At 50.5% G+C, this 20,730-nt stretch carries 16 protein-coding genes; 10 read left to right on the top strand and 6 right to left on the bottom strand.

From position 1 onward, the window contains the following. The first annotated feature begins 354 nt into the window (after positions 1–354). On the top strand, positions 355–1,113 hold the full coding sequence (locus AC0YNV_RS16375; protein WP_475769019.1) for a 4'-phosphopantetheinyl transferase family protein: 759 nt from the start codon (positions 355–357) through the stop codon (positions 1,111–1,113). 304 nt (positions 1,114–1,417) lie between these two features. Here AC0YNV_RS16375 and AC0YNV_RS16380 read toward each other — a convergent pair whose 3' ends face one another. Both AC0YNV_RS16380 and AC0YNV_RS16385 read right to left on the bottom strand, forming a co-directional pair. After that, positions 1,418–1,699 (bottom strand): DUF6171 family protein, encoded by a 282-nt coding sequence (locus AC0YNV_RS16380; protein ID WP_475769020.1) that lies wholly within the window; start codon positions 1,697–1,699, stop codon positions 1,418–1,420. Between the two features lie 11 nt (positions 1,700–1,710). Further along, positions 1,711–3,213, bottom strand: coding sequence for an alpha-N-arabinofuranosidase (locus AC0YNV_RS16385; RefSeq protein ID WP_475769359.1), 1,503 nt, complete (start codon positions 3,211–3,213; stop codon positions 1,711–1,713). A gap of 331 nt (positions 3,214–3,544) precedes the next feature. Here AC0YNV_RS16385 and AC0YNV_RS16390 point away from each other — a divergent pair, with 331 nt between their 5' ends. From AC0YNV_RS16390 to AC0YNV_RS16400, 3 genes are all read left to right on the top strand, one after another. Then, positions 3,545–4,042, top strand: coding sequence for an RNA polymerase sigma factor (locus AC0YNV_RS16390; protein ID WP_475769021.1), 498 nt, complete (start codon positions 3,545–3,547; stop codon positions 4,040–4,042). A gap of 489 nt (positions 4,043–4,531) precedes the next feature. Beyond that, positions 4,532–5,383: an NAD-dependent epimerase/dehydratase family protein gene (locus AC0YNV_RS16395; protein WP_475769022.1), complete on the top strand. Its 852-nt coding sequence runs from the start codon at positions 4,532–4,534 to the stop codon at positions 5,381–5,383. Between the two features lie 523 nt (positions 5,384–5,906). After that, entirely contained in the window at positions 5,907–6,743 is an 837-nt protein-coding gene (locus AC0YNV_RS16400; RefSeq protein ID WP_475769023.1) for a transglutaminase domain-containing protein, read from the top strand. Positions 6,744–6,795: 52 nt separating this feature from the next. Here AC0YNV_RS16400 and AC0YNV_RS16405 read toward each other — a convergent pair whose 3' ends face one another. The 3 genes from AC0YNV_RS16405 to AC0YNV_RS16415 form a co-directional block, all read right to left on the bottom strand. After that, positions 6,796–7,947, bottom strand: coding sequence for a metallophosphoesterase (locus AC0YNV_RS16405; protein WP_475769024.1), 1,152 nt, complete (start codon positions 7,945–7,947; stop codon positions 6,796–6,798). Between the two features lie 262 nt (positions 7,948–8,209). After that, positions 8,210–9,190 carry an SPL family radical SAM protein gene (locus AC0YNV_RS16410; RefSeq protein WP_475769025.1) on the bottom strand — a complete coding sequence of 327 codons (981 nt, stop codon included), beginning with the start codon at positions 9,188–9,190 and terminating at the stop codon, positions 8,210–8,212. A gap of 340 nt (positions 9,191–9,530) precedes the next feature. Then, positions 9,531–10,676, bottom strand: coding sequence for a conserved virulence factor C family protein (locus tag AC0YNV_RS16415; RefSeq protein WP_475769026.1), 1,146 nt, complete (start codon positions 10,674–10,676; stop codon positions 9,531–9,533). A 223-nt stretch (positions 10,677–10,899) separates the two neighbouring features. Between AC0YNV_RS16415 and AC0YNV_RS16420 the strand changes: the two genes are divergently transcribed. The 6 genes from AC0YNV_RS16420 (at position 10,900) to AC0YNV_RS16445 (ending at position 19,553) form a co-directional block, all read left to right on the top strand. Continuing rightward, on the top strand, positions 10,900–13,617 hold the full coding sequence (locus tag AC0YNV_RS16420) for a CHASE3 domain-containing protein (RefSeq protein WP_475769027.1): 2,718 nt from the start codon (positions 10,900–10,902) through the stop codon (positions 13,615–13,617). Positions 13,618–13,771: 154 nt separating this feature from the next. Further along, complete coding sequence (locus AC0YNV_RS16425; RefSeq protein ID WP_475769028.1) at positions 13,772–15,394, top strand: ABC-F family ATP-binding cassette domain-containing protein; 1,623 nt, start codon at positions 13,772–13,774, stop codon at positions 15,392–15,394. Between the two features lie 324 nt (positions 15,395–15,718). Beyond that, positions 15,719–16,225, top strand: a complete 507-nt coding sequence (locus AC0YNV_RS16430; protein ID WP_210045475.1) for a zinc ribbon domain-containing protein — start codon at positions 15,719–15,721, stop codon at positions 16,223–16,225. 420 nt (positions 16,226–16,645) lie between these two features. Continuing rightward, positions 16,646–17,554, top strand: coding sequence for a cation diffusion facilitator family transporter (locus AC0YNV_RS16435; RefSeq protein ID WP_475769029.1), 909 nt, complete (start codon positions 16,646–16,648; stop codon positions 17,552–17,554). 277 nt (positions 17,555–17,831) lie between these two features. Continuing rightward, entirely contained in the window at positions 17,832–18,080 is a 249-nt protein-coding gene (locus AC0YNV_RS16440; protein WP_210045477.1) for a hypothetical protein, read from the top strand. Between the two features lie 483 nt (positions 18,081–18,563). Then, the gene (locus AC0YNV_RS16445) at positions 18,564–19,553 is read left to right on the top strand and encodes a C40 family peptidase (RefSeq protein ID WP_475769030.1); all 990 of its coding nucleotides are present in this window, start codon (positions 18,564–18,566) and stop codon (positions 19,551–19,553) included. A gap of 190 nt (positions 19,554–19,743) precedes the next feature. Here the strand turns inward: AC0YNV_RS16445 and AC0YNV_RS16450 are convergent, their stop codons facing one another. Next, positions 19,744–20,712 carry a type I phosphomannose isomerase catalytic subunit gene (locus tag AC0YNV_RS16450; RefSeq protein WP_475769031.1) on the bottom strand — a complete coding sequence of 323 codons (969 nt, stop codon included), beginning with the start codon at positions 20,710–20,712 and terminating at the stop codon, positions 19,744–19,746. Positions 20,713–20,730: the final 18 nt, after the last annotated feature.

Raw genomic sequence — 20,730 nt, forward strand, 5'->3', positions numbered from 1 at the left:
ATGTTATTGGAGTGATCAGGGCTCGCTGCCCGTCGGCTCCACCAAGAAAACCCAGACTATATGCGTCTGGGTTTTCTTGCATTTTTTGTAAACGACAGGTTAAATCAAATAGAGCAGACTCATATATGATGAGCAGCAGTCGGCAGGAATTATGCCATATTCCCGGCTAAAAGCTAAGACTATTGGTTGACAAATGATTGATTTTACTGGAAGGTCAGATTAATGATATCCTATTTTCCAAAACAACGCGGAGGATTCTATGAATAGCTTCAACCATATCAATTACCCCGTGCAGGCGGCAGGCGGCCATCGACTTCGTTCAGGGGGAATTATTGCGAGCAGGAGGGGACCGGGATGAGAGTGACGGCAGTGCGCGTCCATACGGAAGGAAGCCGCGGGCGATATGCTGAAGTGCTGGGGCACATATCGTCCGGAAAGCTGGACAGGCTGCAGCGTTTCCGTCATAACAAAGATTTTAATTTAGGACTGATGGCGGAGCTGCTCATACGTACCATGATTGGCGAGGAGCTTGGGCTAGACAATTCGGCATTGCGGATCGTGCCTGACAACTACGGGAAACCGCAGCTCGAAGGGATTGCAGACTTTCATTTCAACGTTGCGCATTCAGGAGAGTGGGTAGCCTGCATCACGGACCGGCAGCCAGTCGGCATTGATGTAGAGCAGATCAAAGAGGTTGAGCCCGGCATTGCAAGACGATTTTTCACGGAGCAGGAAGCGGCGGATCTCGATAGATTGACAGGCATCGAGCGTACGAGGGCCTTCTACCGGCTGTGGACGCTGAAGGAAAGTTATATGAAGGCCGACGGGCGGGGGATGCGGCTTGGACTTGATACGTTCAACTTCTCTATTGACGATAGCGTCGGGAGCCCCGGAATTAAGTTGAACACAGAGCTTCTGCTGCAGCATTGCAGTTTTCGGCTGTACGATTGCTGCCCAGGATATGAGCTTGCGGTATGCGCCATGCATGATTCGTTCCCTGATGAAGCATCGGTGTGGGACGAGGAAGAGCTTCTCCGGCGATTCGAATCCATCCGTTCACCTTATAATTTCCTGCAGGCAGGGAAAAGGCGATGGGAGGGAGAGCATCTATGAGCAATCCGTTTGAAAACATGGACGGAGCTTACCTCATAAAATCAAATTTGTTTGCCTCCCCCTAGCGGGAGGTTTTTTGTTGGCGCTTAATAATGCCGCCAATCAGATTCATCCAAGGATTCGTGATTGCAGTATCCGTTTGTCGTTTTGTCCAGCACCGGCTTTGTAAATGGGGCCTTCAGCGCTGCTACTTGCCGAACAGCATAAGATTTCATGTATCGGCGTTGAACACATCCAGTAGAAAACAGATAAACAAGGGGAGTTCAGCATGATAATCATGATGCACTCCCCTTGCTGGCTTCATTTATGGCTCTGCCATCCACCGGTCTCCGCCCGGATGGGGACAGCGCTTTTCCGCAAACTTGGCGGAGACGCGGACAATACAGCCGCACAGCATGCAGGTTGTGCCATCCAGCAGCCTGGCGCATTCGCGGCAGGCGCCGAGTCTTCGCTCGTACAGCTCATCGGGCACACAGCTGCCGTGCTTGACCAGATTCGACGACAAGATCCGGATGATTTGCTCTTCCGTCACCTTGTAATGATCGGAGCAGCCTTTGCAGGAAGAGGTATGATTCATAGGATTCATGGAGATGGTTCCTATTCCGCAGCAATTTCAAGCAAGACTACTGACATCGGCGCAAGCTTCGCCTTGATTGCGGAGCCTTCTCTGGTGAAGGACTGGAATGGGGCTGGCTTCACATTGTTGGGCTGATCAAACGTATTATGGGCATCGATGACATCGGCAGACAGCCCTGTGCCTGTGATGGAGAGCGTTTTGTTTTCCAATCCCCGAAGCTCAATCTCAACTTCAGCTCCGTCCTGATGGCTTATATTGCATAAGCTGACATGAATGCGGCCTTGCCCATCTTCAGTGGCGGAAGCGGAGATCTGCGGTATGCTGCCGCTTTCTCCTTCATAGTCCTGCGATATGCTATGTGTATGCAGACGGGCCGCATCCTGATGAACCTTGAACAGGTCGAACAAATGATAGGTCGGCGTCAGAAGCATTTTCTCCCCCTCCGTCAAGATCACGGACTGCAGCACATTCACAATTTGGGCAAGGTTCGCCATCTGCACTCTGTCGCAGTGCTCTTGGAAGATATGAAGGGTGATCCCGGCTACGAGCGCATCGCGAATCGTATTCTGCTGGTACAGGAAGCCCGGATTGGTGCCAGGCTCTACGTCGAACCAGGTCCCCCACTCATCCACAATCAATCCGACCCGCTTGCCGGGGTCATACTGGTCCATAATGGCGGAGTGCTTCGCGATCAACTCCTCCATATAAAGCGCTTTCTTCATGGTTAGATGCCACTCGTTTTCCGGGAAGCCTGTCGCTGCTCCTTTTCCATCCCAGAAGCTGCCGGGAACCGTATAATAATGAAGACTGATCGCATCCATCTTCGTATGGGCTTCCTTCATCAGCGTTTCCATCCAGCGGTAATCTGCTCCGTTAGGGCCGCAGGCGATTTTGTATATCCGGTTGTCTTCGTAATTGCGGACATACGTCTGGTATTGCCGATAGAGATCGGCGTAATATTCAGGACGCATATTGCCGCCGCAGCCCCAGTTTTCGTTGCCCACGCCAAAATATTTGATGTGCCACGGCTTCTCCCGGCCGTTCTGCTTGCGCAGATCCGCCATCGGGGACACGCCGCCCGAGGTCATATATTCCACCCACTCCGACATTTCCTGTACCGTCCCGCTGCCAACGTTGCCGGATATGTAGGGCTCGCATTCCAGCATTTCACACAGCATCAGAAATTCATGGGTACCGAAGTGGTTATTCTCAATGACACCGCCCCAATGCGTATTGATCATCCGCTTGCGGGATTCTCTTGGACCGATGCCGTCCTTCCAATGATACTCGTCGGCGAAGCAGCCTCCCGGCCAGCGCAGTACAGGAATTTTAAGCTTCTTGAGCGAAGCAACAACATCATTACGGATACCATTCGTATTCGGAATGGGAGAATCCTCGCCAACCCAGATTCCTTCATAAATACATCTACCCAAATGCTCGGAGAAATGACCGTATAGATTGCGGTTGACTGTGCCCTCTTTTAAATCCGTATTCACAATGACTTTGTTGGTTACTGTTTTCAGATCTGCCACTGCCAGCTTCATCTCCTTGGATTAATATTATTATTAATTAATATAATGATTATATTAATTAATATCATAATAGGAGTTTTTGGAGTTATTTGCAACTTTTTCTGCTTGGTGAACAGAGGGATTAAAAGACGGGTAACTTTGTTACATGCTTTTTACAAGTTGGAGAAGCTTTATTCATATCGAACTTATAGGATAAGAGAGGGATAGACCCGGTTAAGGAGAGAAAGATCGTCATGACAGGGTGAACGATGATGGGGGAGATCATCTTTCGAGAGGGTGGGCTTCTATGCTAAAGGATGAACAGACAGCGAAGGATGGAGCAATGGACGAAGCTTTCAGCGCTTTATATCAAAAGCACTACAAGCAAGTTTATTATTCTGCCTATTCGATTATAAGAGACCACTTTCTGGCTCAGGATGTGGTACAGGAAACCTTCATGAAGATTTTCCGCCGTTTCCATACGTTGAAGGATAAAGAAAAGAAGGAAGCCTGGCTAAACGCCATTTCCAGAAATACAGCTATCGACTTTTACCGGAAAAGACTTAGAAGACAGGAAATATGGAACGATAATATCGAATTCATCACTGGGGCTTCCGAAGAAGGAATGGAGCATTCACTAGAAATGAAAACCGTCCACGAGCTGCTCTTGTCATTGGAACCGGAGCATCGGCAGTCTCTTTTGCTTATATATGAATACGGGATGTCCTATGAACAGCTGGCACGTTTTCAGAACACCTCCGTTAGTGCAGTGAAGTCACAGCTACACCGCTCAAAAAAGAAACTGCAGTCCATGGCACGGGAAATGGAACAGTCATGCTGACCCTATATTGGACAGATGGTTAAAAGAGATTTTAGCCAATCTGCAGGAGATTGGTCGGTAAGCAGACAATGATGGGATTGAATCGGCATCAGTCTCATCCCCGGAACATGGAGCGGGAGCGGTTTTGTGAGCCAATAAGAGACCAGGCTCGGCATGGAGTCCAGAAAACAGCAGGCTTGTGATTGATGGACAGAAGCCGTATGTACGAGAGATAAGGTCTGCGTCTGTGACTACTGCAGTCCAGGCAGCAGATAATGAGCCTTTTATTATAGAATTTCAATGAAATGCGTTGAGCAGTCGATCAAGGTACAGATGATAATAATCAGAAGGGCAACGATTATATGGAGGTATTATAAAGTATAGTAGATATATCATCTATAATTAAATGTAAATAAATTCACTACTTTTAATTGTATAGGGCGGAACGTATACTATAAGAGGTTTATAGAAAAGTTCTGGTGAAAGACCAAATAGGAGGAGGCCAGTAGAATGGCGAAAGTAGTGGTTACCGGCGGAAGCGGGATGCTGGGCAAATGGGTGGTCAGGCATTTTGTCGAACAGGGCTATGACGTAATAAACGCGGACGTAAAGCATCCTGAGGAACCGATTTGTCAGACGCTTCTCATAGATCTGAACAACCTTGGCGAAACATACGGCGTACTGGCGGGAGCGGATGCCGTTGTGCATCTTGCGGCTATTCCGGCTGCGCATATCAAGCCAAGCGAAGTGACCTTCAACAACAATGTCATGTCTACGTACAATATTTTGGAAGCGGCTGCAGGACTCGGAATCAAGAAGGCGGTTATCGCTTCAAGCGAGTCTTCCTACGGCATCGTGTTTGCGGTTAACCGCTTTGGTCCGCAGTATGTGCCGGTCGATGAGGAGCATCCGCAGCTGCCTCAGGACAGCTACGGCCTGTCCAAGGTAGTGAATGAGCAGACAGCGGACATGTTCCACCGCCGCACCGGCATGCAGGTCGTATCGATGCGGATCGGCAACGTTATTGCGCCGGATGCATACAAGGGGTTCCCGCGTTTCATTCATAATCCGGACATGCGTGACCGGATTCTGTGGAGCTATGTGGATACCCGCGATGTTGCCGAAGCATGCCGTCTGGCGATAGAAACGGACGGGCTCGGTTCGGTCGCCCTCAATCTGGCCGCCGACGATACGAGCATGGCTGTGACGAGCCGCGACCTGATGGCTGCGCGTTTTCCCGAGGTGAACGATTTCCGCCAACCGCTTGCCGGCTACGAATCGCTGCTGAGCAACGAGAAAGCGAAGCGGCTGCTCGGCTGGCAGCCCAAGCATGTCTGGCGCGATTATGTAAAAGAAGAGTAGGAAATTTACAGGGAAGATTGCGTAAAAAAAACGCAGTATAAGCGGTAAATATGAACGCCTCTTGATTCGGCTATGCCGGGTTGATGGGCGTTTTTGCGTTGAACATGATATGAAGGGCAGCAACGGCAAAGTGTATCAGATTGCCGCCAAGCTCTTGCTATCAGGATGTGAAATATTTTAACCGCGTGTTCAAGAAAGAGTTCTCTCTTACGCCCGAGGAATCTGCGAACTGTGCAGGCAGACTGATCGTCTGGGCCGTGAATAACGTCTTTGTTTCGTTTCCCCTATAATCATAAACCTTATACGGGTCCGCTTATTTAGACTGTTTTTTTCCTGCAAACGGTATGAGAAGAACTTGTGCCAAATACTGTGCCGAAATCTTGATAGACGGGACAGGCGGGAAGGACAAACAGCAGGATTTGCACTATAAAGATAACGGATCATGATTAATTGCCGCCAAAGCTTTATTCCCCCTTCTGCGTTAGGGTATAATGGAACAAAATGGAGAAAAGGGAGGCGGACTATGAACAGGCTTTCTTCTATCATGGGGGTTATCATCATCCTGCTAACCTTTGTGCTCGGCTCGGATTTCAGCTTCACCAAGGTTAAAGCCGCTTCGGACCTGTCCACGCTTGGGGAGCTTAAAGACCATGTGAAGCAGCAGCTGCTGCTGCAGAAAACCGAGATGAATATTGATTATTCAGGGAACAAAGATGAGCTCTCGGCTCATATTGCTAGCCTGCTCAAGGAAGCCTTCGAAGCGGATGATTATACGGCGTATATCGTGGATTCTTATCTGTATGCGGTTCATACATGGGGCGGAGACGCCAATATCAAGCTGACGGTCAAATACCGGGAGACCCCGGAGCAGAAGCTTATCGTGCAGGAGAAGGTCCGTGATCTGCTGCCCGACATTATACAACCATCAATGTCCCAGAGGGAAAAGGTAAAGGCGATCCACGACTGGATCGTGCTGCATCTGGCGTATGACGAATCCCTGCAGCGTTATACGGCCTATGAGGCGCTTGAATACAGGCAGGCGGTATGTCAGGGCTATGCGCTGCTTCTATATCGAATGCTGTCCTCAGCAGGTATCGAATCCCGTATGATTGAGGGCAAAGTCGGTGAAATCAGCCATGTCTGGAACTTGGTCAATATCGATTCCAACTGGTATCATCTGGATGCAACATGGGATGATCCCACACCGGACCAGGCAGGAGTTGTCAGCTACAATTATTTTCTGAAAACCGACGCCCAGATGAGGATTGACCACCAATGGGTCAAACGCTATCCTGCAGCTGTCACCAATGATTCAGCCGCTGCTGCTCCAACATCTCTTAACCTGCCGCCTTCTGGGTAAGGATACTCCATAAACCAAAAGCAAATGCTATTCCGATCAAATAATCTTCAGCTTAATGATCGAAAATGATATCTCTCATCGTTACGGATGAGCCGGATTCGGGTGAATCGCTGGTTAAGACGGCACTGCGGGTTAACCCGGCGGCTGTGGCATCCAACTGATCCGGGCTCATATCATCCATGAATGGATGATCGCTCAAGCCTGCTGACAAGGGATCCTGAAGAGGAGCATGGTCGAAAACCTCTCCTATGGGCCGATCCAGCCATAGCTGTGTCTGCTGCTCATGCCGCTCGGTTAATTTCATGATCTGGATGTCGGGCTGAACGGTTTCATTCGTAAAGATAAGCGAGGCCGTTTTCTGGGCAATCATCCACGCCTCCTTTCGTTTGACCAGCTGAATGCTGACTTTACCAAGTGCCAGCCCATTACAGCCAGGCTGCAAAATCGTCACCCCGTTTACCTCATCGGTCAGCAGCTGGTGCTGATGGCCGGTGAGCAGCACATCCACTCCCTCCAGCTCGGTGCACATCGCATAGGCCTGATTCTCGCCGCTTAAAACTTCGACGGCTTCTCCAGTATCCGGATCCCGCTCAAGACCGCCATGATAGGAAATGATCATGACGTCCGGCTTCTCCACATTCCGTATAAGCTCCACCCATTTCTTCGCTGCGCTCAGCGCATCGATGAAGGTTAACCCGCGAATAAATTCGGGAATTTCCCATTGAGGAATGAAGTGTGTCGTAAGACCAAGAATCGCTACTTTGGCTTCTTGACGAATTTGTCTGATGAGATAAGGCTGGCCGAACGCCGGCTGCCTGGTCCGGGAATCGATGATATTGGCAGACAGCCAAGGGAAAGCCGAGTCATGGACAGCCTGCCGGAGGATTTCGAGGCCATAGTTGAAATCGTGATTCCCGAGCACCGCAGCATTGTAGCCCAGATGATTAAGAGTCATAATGGCAGGATGAATGCCCGACCGGTTATATTTGACAAAGTGGTGCATCAACGGCGTTCCCTGAAGCAGATCGCCATTATCGATCAGAAGCAGCTGCGGATCCCGCTCACGCTCCTGCCGGATCATAGCAGCCAGCTTCGCCAGTCCCAGATGCTTGATTTGCCGGCTTTGGTAGTCCGTGGGGTAGATATGGCCATGAATGTCGCTTGTGCAAAGTAAAGTGAACGACTGAGTATCCGTATGCACCATTTTTTGTAGGGGCTCCTTCTTCAATTTTGCTTTTCAAAAGCGCAGCAGCATGAGTACGGGTCTGTATTAGGTTTGCATAATACGAAGAAATTATGAGCCGCTTTACGAAAAAAAATGTGATCTAATTTGGCCAAATAAAAACATGGCGGGCACAATCCGGTTAATTCGGATAATCCCGCCTTGTTTTCATGTCTATAGGGCTTATGAGAAGAAACTTGCAGTGTCTTCAAAGGGCGGCAAGTTTCTACTTGAAGACACAGAATCAAAATAGAAATTCAAGCTGCTCAACCGCTCCGCCTGCAACGGAACGGGACTGACGTAATTCCTGTTCGGGGGGTCTGGAACCCGTTTGTAAATCCCTGCGGCGCTGCGGTCGACCGGACAAGCCGTATTGCTCGAGCAGCTTATGCACCATCTCCATCAGTTGATCCGCATAAGCGCGGTTGGCGTATGCGCCCGGAAACAGATTGCGGTAAGCGGCAAGAAGCTGGGGGAAATGGAGCTCCAGCATATGCAGATACCATGCTTTCACGTCAGGAGACAAACGCAGCAGGGAAGCGTGCGCGAATGCGGTGCCGTGGTCCCGGGCGGCGGCAATCAGCTGCTCAAGATCCCTGCCAGAGTCGGTCAGACAAGGGAGAATCGGAGCTATGAAAATTCCGGCCCGAATGTCCCGCTTCATAAGAGCTTCGACGGTTTCCAGCCGTTTGGCCGGAAAAGGGGTTGCGGGCTCCATCTTGCGTGTAACATCGGCACGCAGCGTGTTGATGCTGATGTTAATGGACGAGATGCGCATCTCTGACAGCAGGTCGAGGTCGCGCAAAATGAGCGGCGAGCGTGTAGTAATCGAGGTGAGAATCCGGTACTTGGCCAGCACCTTAAGGATTTCCCTTGTTATCATCGCCTTGCCTTCAATGGGCTGATAAGGGTCGGTTGCCGTACCAATTGCAATCAGACCGATCTGATCTGCAGCTGCATCGAGATCTCCGCCGAATTTTTTGGCTTTTTTGGCCAACTGGGCTTCAAGCGCTTCTGCCGCGTTTTGCTTGATCGTGATCCGGTTTTGAAATTCATCGTCGGCTTCACGGCCGATAAAGCTCTGAAACGCACGCGCATAGCAGAAGCTGCAGCCATGGGTGCAGCCGCGGTACGGATTAATGGACCACTCGAACGGCATTGATTTGGCAGTGACTTTATTCAGCGTTTGCTTCGCCACCGCGTATTCATATATTTTTTTCGCCAATTTTCATGTACCTCTTTCTTGGATTGGGAACGGATTGCTCCATGCTGCAAATCAGCTGAGGTCAGAACATTAACCGGAACATATGTTTGATAGAACAACTATACCAAACGTACGTTCTCGTGTAAACAGGAAGATAAATCCGGGATTATTCATGGAGCGGATTGGATTCATGCATGCAAAAAAGGACAGCCCCTACGAAGCAGCAGCTCGCTTGGGGTCTGTCCTTTTATTTTCGGCTATTGGTGTACAACCTGACTGGGTGCCCAGCAATCAAGGAATGAAGAGATTACCGAGCGATTAAATGAAGCAGCAGAGGCTGCATCCTGCATATCCGGTATACTTAATCGCGGTTTCGTGAGGTCATTTGCTGCCAGACGGAGCCGGCGGCTTCTTCGCCGCGCTCGATCCGTTCAAGCGCAATCCGCGCCTGCAGGCTGACTTCGAACTCGGAATCCGCAGCAGCCTCACGCAGCGCCTCGACGGCTGTCTCGTCTCCGGCCTCGTAGAGAAACCGGGCCGCGCGCCAGCGGACCAGCTTGTTGCGGTCCAGCAAGGCTTCGATCATCGGACCGGTGGCCGAAGGATCGCCCAGATCCGAGAGCGTATCGCCGGCGGTGCGCCGTACGGAAGCGGAGGAGTCGCGCAGCGCCTGAAACAACAGCGGCAGCGCCTCGGGCACGCGCAGATCGCCCAGATAAACGACGGCCAGTCTGCGGATGGAGACGTTGTCGTCGGCAATTGCCTTGGCGAGCAGCGGCAGCATCGCCGGCTCCGGCGAAGTGCGCGAGAGCGCCTCGTAGCGTACGCTCCAGTCCGGCGAAGCGAGCCGCTCGTCAAGCTCGGCCGCCGACAGCGGGGCGGGCCGCACCGGGGCTGCCGCCGCTTGGGCATCGCCGCCGCTTTGACCGGCAGCGGCAGCGGCGGCCACAAGCTCGTCAAGCCGCTCCTGCGGGTAGGCGGCTTCGAGCTCCTTCACGAGCTCCGCGGCAATCTCCTCGGGCTCGCCGTAGCGGATCCCGAGCTCCTCCAGTTTGCGCTCGCGAATGAGGGAAGCGGCAGCCGCGGCGGTTACCGCTTCTGTGAATGCCGCAGGCAGGGCGGCCTTGATCTCGTGGTCCCCCATACGGACGCGCACCTGCATCGGGATGCCGCGGTACATTTGCACCGATGCGTGGGCTTCGCCATAATGCTCCTGCGATATCCCGCCGCCGGCTTCCTGCTCGTCTTCGCCGCTTTGCAGCAGAGCCCGCGCCTCTGCCAGAATTCGCTCCCAGTCGGCACCCGGCTTGCGGTCCAGGGCAATGAAATCCGCTGCGCGGAACAATCCGCGCACTCCGTCTATGTCCAGCAGCCCGCGCAGCTGCTCCGGCGCGTCGCCTGCATTTTCTTTCTTATAGCTGAGCCGTTGTCCCTGCGGAAGCTTCTCGTCAACGTTGAGCTTCATGGAATTGGGGCTTGGCGTCGGTTCAATGGATAATAGCTTCATGATAATGCCTCCATTTCGGATTGATTCATTCCCTTACAAGTTTAAACCATTACCGATTCCATCACAAACGTCTCCAGGCGGTACGATGCCAATGGCATATCATTTATCGTCTGAAAATTGCCATTAAGTTTTATGCAAAACTATCAGGATATAGTATATTATTTAGTAAGAATGACACTGGGCAGAAGCAAAATCTGTTACGAAACAAGGGCAGGAGCAGATAATGATGTCGATTTATTCAGGGCGGAGCATACGTTTCAAAATATTTATCGGTTACCTTGTAGTAGTCTTATGTTTGGCATTATCCGTTTTCCTCGTCTCGACCCGTATCTCATCGCTGCAGAACGAAATTGATTTTATTTCTGATCACGATATCGAAGTTCACAATCTGACCAATGAAATCGAGAAGAAATTTCTTAATATGGAAACCGCGCAGCGCGGCTATATCATTACAGGCGATACCAATTATCTTGCCCCTTATAATGAAGCGATAGACAGCTGGAAAGATGATTATACCCGGCTATATGCTCTTCTGACCGATAATGCCAGCCAGCAGGACAAACTTGCAAAGCTGAAGGTGACGCTTCAGCATTGGATCGATATTGCCGGAGCTCCGACGATCGACATGAAGAGAGAGAATAAGACAGCCGAAATTTTTGAATTTTTCAAGACGGATCCGGGCAAAGCGGATATGGATTCGATCCGTTCCCAGTTTGAGGATTTCCGCGCAACGGAGAAAGTGCTGACAAACGACCGCGCGGAGCGGCTGAAAGAGCAGAATAATATTTTGAAAATCGGAATGTACAGCCTGTTGGTCATCGTCGCCTTGATCTCGGTCTCGGCTGCCTTGATTATTTCGCGTGCGATCGTGAACACGATCAAGGAAGTGACCCGGTCAATCGGCGAAATCGCCTCTTCCGGCGGCGACCTGACCCAAAGAATCGAAATCAAGACCAGGGACGAAATCCGCGATCTTGCCATTGCTACCAACAACCTGCTGGAGTCGCAGGAGCAGCAGAACTGGAAGCAGATGAAGCTGACCGAGGTGGTCAGCATGTATCAGGGGGTAGGAGAACTCGATTTGCTGGCCAGGCTTTTTATTGCCAAAATAACGCCTCTCCTGGATGCCTCTTACGGTGTGTTTTATATCCATAGCGGTCAGGGCGAGCATTTCAGGCTTGTCAACAAAGCCTCTTATGCCGCGTCAGGCGCCGAGATTGGAGCAAGGAGCTTTCGGCTTGGTGAAGGCCTTGTGGGACAAGCCGCAAGAGATAAAAGGATTATTCAACTGGACCGGGTACCCGGCGATTATATCCAGATCAGCTCGGGACTGGGACAAACCGCTGCAAGCCAGATTCTGATCGCTCCTGTGGAGTTCGAGGGAGAAGTCGTGGCCGTTATTGAATTGGCGACGCTCGGGGCCTTCAATGACCTGCAGTTAAAGCTCCTCAGTACAGTTCTGGAGACCTTCGGGACGACGATTAACAGCGTTGAAAGCCGGATGGAGGTTGAGCGGCTGCTGAAGGATTCCCAAACGATGACCGAGGAGCTGCAGGTGCAATCCGAAGAAATGCAGACGCAGCAGGAAGAACTGCGCGTTGCCAACGAGCATCTGGAGGAGCAGAACCGTTTTGCCGAGGAGAAATCCAACGAGCTTGAGAAAACGCGCATTGTGCTTGAGGAGCATGCGGGCAAGCTTGAGCAAAGCTCCATCTATAAATCGCAGTTTCTGGCCAATATGTCGCATGAGCTGCGCACCCCGCTTAACAGCATGCTGATCCTGTCGCAGATGCTGGGTGAGAACCGCAATGGCACGCATACCCCTGAGGAGCAGGAATATGCCCGCATTATACATTCGGCAGGCCAGGATCTCCTGACGCTGATTAACGATATACTGGATTTGTCCAAGGTCGAGTCAGGCAAAATGGACATTGTCATAGAGCCCATGAATATGACGGAGCTTCCCTCCATGCTGGAGCAGCAATTCTCCAAAGTGGCGGAGCAGAAAGGGCTTGATTTTGTTATCGAATGGGGGCCTGATGTTCCCGAGCTGTTCTATACCGATACGCAGCGGCTGCTGCAAATTATCAAGAACCTGCTGTCCAACGGCTTCAAATTTACGGAGAAGGGCTCGGTTATGTTCAAGGTCAGCAGGCTTGACGCCGAGGAAATGGGCAGATTGCTTGGGGTGGACAAGAGCAGGGTGGAATATGGGCTGTCAATTTCCGTTACGGATACGGGAATCGGAATCGCGCCGGACAAGCTTACTCTCATCTTCGATGCTTTCCAGCAGGCGGACGGCACCACGAGCAGGCATTACGGCGGAACGGGTCTGGGCTTGTCCATCAGCCGCGAATTTGCCAAATTGCTCGGCGGGGAAATAAGGGTCGAAAGCGAAGAAGGCGCAGGAAGCACCTTCACTTTGATTGTGCCTTCCAAGGAACAGGAGATTTTGGAGCTGCTTGCCGCTCAGGCGGAATTTATGGCTGCGGAAGAGAAGCAGGCTTCTGGCGGTGGCTCTGTGGAACAAGCGGCTGCCGTTCATATGGAAACTTCCGGTTTCAAGAAGAAGAAGATCCTTGTGGTCGACGATGATATCCGGAATGTATTCGCGCTGACGAATGCTTTGGAGAACGAAGGAATGAACGTGCTGTCGGCTCAGGATGGGCAGGAATGCCTGAGTATTTTGCAGACGGAGACGGATATTGATATGGTGCTGATGGATATCATGATGCCGGTAATGGACGGATACGATACGATGAGGGCAATCCGGAGAATTCCGCGCCTGGAGCAGCTGCCTATTATAGCAGTTACGGCCAAGGCGATGAAGCAGGACCGCGAGAAATGCCTGGAGGCGGGAGCGTCGGATTATATCAGCAAGCCGCTTGACATGAATCAGCTGTTCTCCCTGATGCAGGTATGGCTGAGAAAAAGATCGTAGTCAAAGCTTGAAAATAGAGATGGCGGAGATTGACGTGATTTCTGAATCTTCAAAAACGGGCGCAGAAGTGAAGCTCTCATGGGAATAATGCGCCTTCATGTGTTATAATGGTGTGATGAACTAGATTTTGGAGTGAAGGACGGGATCACACACAATGATTAGTACAAGCGGCATTACGCTTCGCTACGGCAAGCGGGCGCTATTCGAAGATGTGAATATTAAATTCACGCCGGGCAACTGTTATGGATTGATCGGCGCCAACGGAGCGGGCAAATCGACGTTTCTGAAGATATTGTCCGGCGAGGTTGAGCAATCAAGCGGCGAAGTTCATATTACTCCGGGAGAGCGCTTGGCGGTCCTGAAGCAAAACCATTACGAGTACGATGAGTTTCGTGTACTTGAGACGGTCATCATGGGCTACAAGAAGCTGTTCGAGGTAATGAAAGAGAAAGACGCCATCTATTCCAAAACGGAATTTACCGATGAAGACGGGATGCGCGCCGGCGAGCTGGAAGCGGAATTCGCCGATATGAACGGCTGGGAAGCGGAGTCCGAAGCGGCCAGCATGCTGAACGGTCTGGGCATTCCGCCGGAGCTGCATGACAAGACGATGGCAGAGATCTCCGGCAACGAGAAGGTACGGGTCCTGCTCGCGCAAGCTTTGTTCGGAACGCCGAACATTCTGTTGCTCGATGAGCCTACCAACTACCTCGATATGGAATCGATCCACTGGCTTGAGGATTTCCTGGGCAATTATGAGGGCACCGTCATTGTCGTTTCTCATGACCGGCATTTCCTTAATCAGGTATGTACGCATATTGCGGACATTGATTTCGGCAAAATCCAGCTGTACGTGGGCAACTACGATTTCTGGTACGAGTCCAGCCAGCTTGCTCTCTCCCTGATGAGGGATTCGAACAAGAAGAAGGAAGACAAGATCAAGGAGCTGCAGGCGTTCATTCAACGCTTCAGCGCGAACAAATCCAAGTCGAAGCAGGCAACTTCACGTAAGAAGCTGCTCGACAAAATTTCACTTGACGACATTCGTCCGTCGAACCGCAAATATCCGTTTATCAACTTCAAGCCGGAGCGCGAAGCGGGCAAACAGCTTCTGCTGACCGAAGGGCTGACGAAGGCAGTAGACGGAGTTACGCTGATCGACAACTGGACGCTGGCCGTCAATAAAGGCGATAAGATCGCTCTAGTTGGTCCGAATACGCTGCCTAAGACGGTGCTGTTTCAGGTGCTGACCGGCGAGCTCGAGCCGGACTCCGGAAATTATCAATGGGGAGTCACCACGACACAGGCTTATTTTCCGAAGGACAATGCGGCCTATTTTGATGGCGTGGAGATGAACCTTGTCGACTGGCTTCGCCAATATTCCAAGGATCAGGATGAGAGCTTTATCCGCGGCTTCCTGGGCCGGATGCTGTTCTCGGGGGACGAAGCGCTTAAGAAGGCAAGCGTATTGTCCGGGGGTGAGAAAGTCCGCTGCATGCTCTCCAAGATGATGCTTTCGGGCTCGAACGTACTGCTGATGGACGAACCGACCAACCATTTGGATCTCGAATCCATTACCGCGCTGAATAATGGTCTCATTGATTTTGACGGTACATTGATCTTCACCTCGCATGACCATCAGTTCGTCCAAACGATCGCGAACCGGATTATCGAAATTACGCCAAACGGCGTAATTGACAGGATTATGTCCTATGATGAATACCTGGAAAACGATGAAGTCAAGGCGCTTCGCGAGCGGATGTATCCGCCCGAGTAAGATCTATCCTTGAGCAGCATAATGTTCTGGCTTGTCTTGAATGATCAGGCTGGCAGCGGAGTGGTTGAGTTTCCTCTTATGAGGAGGCTCAGCTGCTTTTTTTTGTTGATCCGGTAATAAGTAAGTGCTCTGTGCCTCCTTTGGCAATCGATTGGATCGGTTGCTGAGGCAAGCAAAGGAAGGGAACGGCGATGGAACAGCTGAATAAGAACCGTTCGCTCATCGTGCTGCTTATCATCCGCACAGACATAGCTTGAAGGATACTCATGTGTTAATATAAAAGAATTATAGAAAAATTTTGACGAAACGAGGGAGAAGATAGCTATGTCTTTTTTCGATAAAATGAAGCAGGGAGCAAGCGACGCGGCCAGGAAGGCGCAGCAGACCGTAGAAATCACGAAGCTCAAATCGCAAATATCCGGCAAAGAGAAAGAAAAGGATAAATTATTTTATCTCATTGGAACAGCTATACATGCCTCTCACCAGGAGGGGAATATTGCGCAATCCGAAGAAGAGGTTGTAAGCCACTGTCTGAAGGTGGATGGCCTGAATCAGGAGATTCAGTTTCTGGAAGAGCGCATCAAGAACATCCGGTTTGAGAAAACCTGCCCGACCTGCAGCATTGTTGTTCCATTGGATACGAGATTTTGCCCCGGATGCGGGACGCCTTTTCCTGAGGAGCCAAGACCTGAGAACACGATTGGCGAGATCCGTGTCATCTGCAATCATTGTCTGACGGAGAATGATCTTAGCAGCAAGCACTGCCTGTCTTGTGGAAATAAGCTCTCGGGCGGTGAACCGGAGCGGCTCGAGGAAGAACCGGGATATTAAACACAGCGCACTGTTCTTATTTCATGTGATGGCAGCCTTCGAGGAAGGCTGTTTTTATTTTGTCCTTTATAAGTATGATTTGAAGAATTAACGTTACTGGCAAGCTGTGCCGGTATGGCATAATCGATACTATTGTTTTTGTGAATACGCTAGGAGTTGATGCTCTCCCGCCATCCAGAGGCAGGGTTCTTTTGTCGTTGTGCAGCATAAGTTTCATTTTCTCCCGGAACGGATATGCTAGAATGCAGCAGGCGGAAACGCCAATTTGAGCCGGCGCAAACAAGTTGTGCCGCGGCATAAATGTAAGGTCTTTGCCAACACTGTTTCTCTAGACCCACACGATATTGGTTTAGTATGATAACGACATCAGAAAAAAATGGCACGAGCGTAAGTTACATAAACAGAAAGAGGTGCCTGGCATTGAATCAGTATCAGGAGATAAGACAGGGCGAGAAGGGAGCCTTGGTGAGTATCGGGGCGTATATCGTGCTGTCGGGCTGCAAGCTCGTGGCCGGGTACGGGTTTGACTCCTCGGCGCTTGTCGCCGACGGTTTTAATAACCTGACGGATATTGTCGCCTCGACCGCGGTCCTGGTTGGACTGCGGATCTCACAAAAACCGCCGGATAAGGACCATCCTTATGGACATTTCCGTGCGGAAACGATCGCGGCTCTGATCGCTTCTTTCATTATGGCAACAGTAGGGATTCAAGTGCTGATTGATGCCTTCAAGTCTTTGTTCGCCGATCATAAGGCTGTTCCAGGTCTAGTCTCAGCATGGATAGCGCTGGCGGCCGGAGCGGTAATGGCGGGTGTCTACATATATAATAAAAGATTGGCCAAACGGATTAATAACCAGGCTTTGCTCGCAGCGGCCAAAGATAATTTGTCGGACGCGCTTGTCAGCGTTGGAGCGGCTGTGGGGATAATCGGCGCACAATTCGGTTTGCCGTGGCTGGATCCGGTAGCTGCACTGGCGGTAGGCGCTATTATTTGCAAAACGGCCTGGGAAATCTTCTACAGCTCGACTCATGCGCTCACGGATGGTTTCAATGAGAACGAGCTTCACTCCTTGCGTGGGACGATTGAGAGCACACATGGTGTCCGTTCCATCAAAGACATTAAAGCCCGTGTTCATGGCAGCAATGTCTTGATCGATGTCGTAGTGCAGGTCGATCCGGAGCTGACGCTTGTTGAGAGCCACCGGATAAGCGATGAGATTGAGCGGCGCATGGAGCGCAAGCATAATATAATGAGTGTTCATGTTCATGTGGAGCCTCTGGGAATGGAAGATGGGGAGCAGCCTGGCTCAGAACCGGCTCAGACCTGATAGCATTAACCGGCGCGTATAGCGCTGGTTTTTTTTGTCACCATTCTAATGCGGGAGAGCCAAACATATAATAGCCATCTAACGGATATTTTTTCTCCATGATTCCAAAAAAATGGGTTTCTGTCCAGAGAATATGGGTAAGGATACAGTAGAGCCTTTAGTTGGCTTATGTTGCTGTTCATTGAGGCAGAGATTTCTCTATCATAAAAGCAGCAGCATTGGGGAAAAAGATACAAGCAAGGCTGTGTGCATACTCAGATACAAAGGAGGCGTTTTTATGCTTTTGCCAGTGGAATCCAAACAAATTGCTTTCTGCTCTTATAACGAAAATGAGTCCTTGCTGCATGTCTATTTTCATACCGGTGAAATTATTGCGTTTCCTTCTATAAAAAAAGGGGAATATCAATCCATCATTGACGCGACAAACCGCTATGACGTATTAATGGATATCACGCAGAAGGGACATGAGGTGCCGGGCTATCGTGTGGATTGGCAAACAAGTGCCGAGGCTTGGCAGAACATGTAATTGAAAGGATTTCCAATGAATGAATTATGAGACAAATTTAATGCAGAAGAACCATAAATGTAAAATATGAAAGACCGGATTGATAATGGAAACAATTACCTCGGAACTAAAACTACTGGGATAAAATAGTTCCAAAGTACTTATATAGGACCGATTGTAAAAGGTATATTAATGTCATGAAAGTAAGATTTGGCAATGGTTTTATTCCAAAAGCATCCCCTCGGGGGTGCTTTTTTTTATTATTTATGTAATCGCTTTCATGATCCTAATATCCTATACCTGCCATGGTAAATTAAGCCGAAGGTATGATTTATCCTTGAAACGGGTGGAAAGTACAATGGGAAAGGGCGAGCAGGATTGACCTAAATTGGCAGATCAAGGAGGGGTATGCTAAAGGAACTAAATTGTTATCCATCGGAACATGAGAATTGAAATCACTGCGAAAATATCAAAAGCAAGCGAAAAATGGAGGTCATTACTGGAATGAAAAAGCGTACAACTATGATTTTGGCCCTTATTCTGATTGCTTTATTGAATGTCCCCTTGACGGCTATGGCAGCATCGGCAGAAATTGTCGCCTCGGTCAGCTTTCGAAGCGGCCCATCGACATCCAGCAGTGTGATGAAGTATCTGCATGCCGGTGACAAGGTTGAAATATTGTCTGAAGTCAACGACTATTGGTACCAGGTGAAAGATGCCGGGGGCAGCACCGGTTATGTGTCCACCTCCAGCCGTTATATCAAGCCGTCGGCAGCATCGGGAGGCAGCGCGCCGGCAGGTACGGGAACTGGAACAATTATATCCTCCGTTTCCTTTCGTGAAGGACCTTCCACCAGCGCTGCGCGCATGCGTTATCTGGCCAGAGGTGAAACGGTAACCATTCTGAGCCAGCCGAACTCATACTGGTACAACGTAAGGGATTCGCACGGAGTGACGGGATATATCAGCACGGACAAGCAGTACATACAAGTAAGCGGACAGCCGACGGCTCCTGTTAATCCGGGCAATGGAAACAGCGGAGGCGGCGATCAGAACGCACTGGTAGAAAAGGTGATTGCTGCCGGTATGAAATATTTGGGCACGCCTTATGAGTTCGGCTCCGACCGCAATACGACGACAACCTTTGACTGCTCCGATTTTGTCCGGACGGCATTCAAAGACGGCATCAACCTTACTTTGCCGGCAGATTCCCGCCAACAGGGAACTTATGTCAAGCAAAAGGGCCATACCACAACAAACTGGCAGCAGCTGAAGCGCGGAGATCTCATGTTCTTTATGTCCTATAAAGGAACCTCCAAATCGGCCTATTCCGGCATTGATAAATCAAAACAGACGATTACCCATGTTGGAATCTATCTGGGCAATGGCCAAATCCTGCAGACGTACTCCAAGGAATCAGGCGGCGTCCGCACGGACACGATTGCCGGCAAGCATTGGGAATACCGCTTCATGTTCGGCGGAAGCGCGATTTGATGATAGAACCGGGCATCATGCTCATAAGGATCAACTGAAGCCCGATAGCTAATTAAAAATAAATCCCCGTCAGGAAGCGTGATCGAAACGGTCTCGTTCTGGCGGGGATTTTTTATTGGACTGCGGATAGCTTCTTGGATACACTCGCCCTCGCAAAACATGGGGAGTCAATGCTGATTATGCGCGAAAGTTAAGGAGTGGTGCTGCGCAGGACGGTCATTTCGCCGTCAAGCTCATAGGCGCCAAGACTGGCGGGAAGCAGAAAGCATTCTCCTGCCTTGATCTCCTGCTTGCCTCCGCTCCAGCCAATGGCTCCCGTGCCTTCGGCCACCACGAGGATTACGAAGCTCTCTGCAGTCGTGGAGAGCTTCCACGGTGCCCGCACCAACCCTTTTTCAACGATAAAATAGGGTGATTTGGCAATTTGCAGCCATTCATTGGCCTTGGCCGCATCCGTCTTCATCCTGGTTGCGCCTGCGCCCTCATAAGCAATGACATTCAGTGAATCTTCAACATGCAGCTCGCGGAGCTTGCCGTCCAGACCTGGGCGGTTGTAGTCGTACACCCGATAGGTCGTATCGGAATTTTGCTGAATTTCGGCTACGACGACACCGGCGCACAAAGCGTGAACGGTCCCTGCCGGAATATAGAAGGCATCTCCTGCTTCCACGGGGACCTCCTGCAGACAGTCCATAACCTTGCCTTCCTCAATGGCTTTGGCGAGAATGCCGCGGTCAACGCCGTCTTTGAGGCCATAAATGATTTTCGCACCAGGTTTGGCTTCAAGAATATACCACATTTCCGTCTTTCCGAGCTCGCCAGCGGGCAGGCCTTCGTAAGAATCAGTCGGGTGGACCTGAATGGACAGGTCATCATTGCAATCCAGCAGCTTGATCAGCAGCGGGAAGCGGCCGTTACGCTCGGAAAATCCTTTTGTTCCGAAGAATTCCCGTCCGTATTTTTCTCTGATGTCGTCAAGTCCAAGTCCGGCCAGCTCGCCATTCATAACTTTGGTTATACCGTTAGGATGATCGCCAATCATCCATCCTTCGCCAATAGCGCCATCCGGAAGCTCGAGTCCAAACTGTTCAAGGGCGCGGCCGCCCCAAATGCGTTCTTTCATTTCGGCTTTGAATTGCAGGGGATAAGCTTGTGTCAAGTGGATCTCTCCTTTATT

It is taken from the genome of Paenibacillus sp. JT31N11 (assembly GCF_056269285.1).

What these genes read in the sequence shown, in the direction of transcription:
- AC0YNV_RS16375 (WP_475769019.1), top strand. Translation starts at nt 355, where the DNA reads ATGAGAGTGACGGCAGTGCGCGTCCATACGGAAGGAAGCCGCGGGCGA.
- AC0YNV_RS16380 (WP_475769020.1), bottom strand. Translation starts at nt 1,699, where the DNA reads ATGAATCCTATGAATCATACCTCTTCCTGCAAAGGCTGCTCCGATCAT.
- AC0YNV_RS16390 (WP_475769021.1), top strand. Translation starts at nt 3,545, where the DNA reads ATGGACGAAGCTTTCAGCGCTTTATATCAAAAGCACTACAAGCAAGTT.
- AC0YNV_RS16395 (WP_475769022.1), top strand. Translation starts at nt 4,532, where the DNA reads ATGGCGAAAGTAGTGGTTACCGGCGGAAGCGGGATGCTGGGCAAATGG.
- AC0YNV_RS16400 (WP_475769023.1), top strand. Translation starts at nt 5,907, where the DNA reads ATGAACAGGCTTTCTTCTATCATGGGGGTTATCATCATCCTGCTAACC.
- AC0YNV_RS16405 (WP_475769024.1), bottom strand. Translation starts at nt 7,947, where the DNA reads ATGGTGCATACGGATACTCAGTCGTTCACTTTACTTTGCACAAGCGAC.
- AC0YNV_RS16415 (WP_475769026.1), bottom strand. Translation starts at nt 10,676, where the DNA reads ATGAAGCTATTATCCATTGAACCGACGCCAAGCCCCAATTCCATGAAG.
- AC0YNV_RS16420 (WP_475769027.1), top strand. Translation starts at nt 10,900, where the DNA reads ATGATGTCGATTTATTCAGGGCGGAGCATACGTTTCAAAATATTTATC.
- AC0YNV_RS16425 (WP_475769028.1), top strand. Translation starts at nt 13,772, where the DNA reads ATGATTAGTACAAGCGGCATTACGCTTCGCTACGGCAAGCGGGCGCTA.
- AC0YNV_RS16430 (WP_210045475.1), top strand. Translation starts at nt 15,719, where the DNA reads ATGTCTTTTTTCGATAAAATGAAGCAGGGAGCAAGCGACGCGGCCAGG.
- AC0YNV_RS16440 (WP_210045477.1), top strand. Translation starts at nt 17,832, where the DNA reads ATGCTTTTGCCAGTGGAATCCAAACAAATTGCTTTCTGCTCTTATAAC.
- AC0YNV_RS16445 (WP_475769030.1), top strand. Translation starts at nt 18,564, where the DNA reads ATGAAAAAGCGTACAACTATGATTTTGGCCCTTATTCTGATTGCTTTA.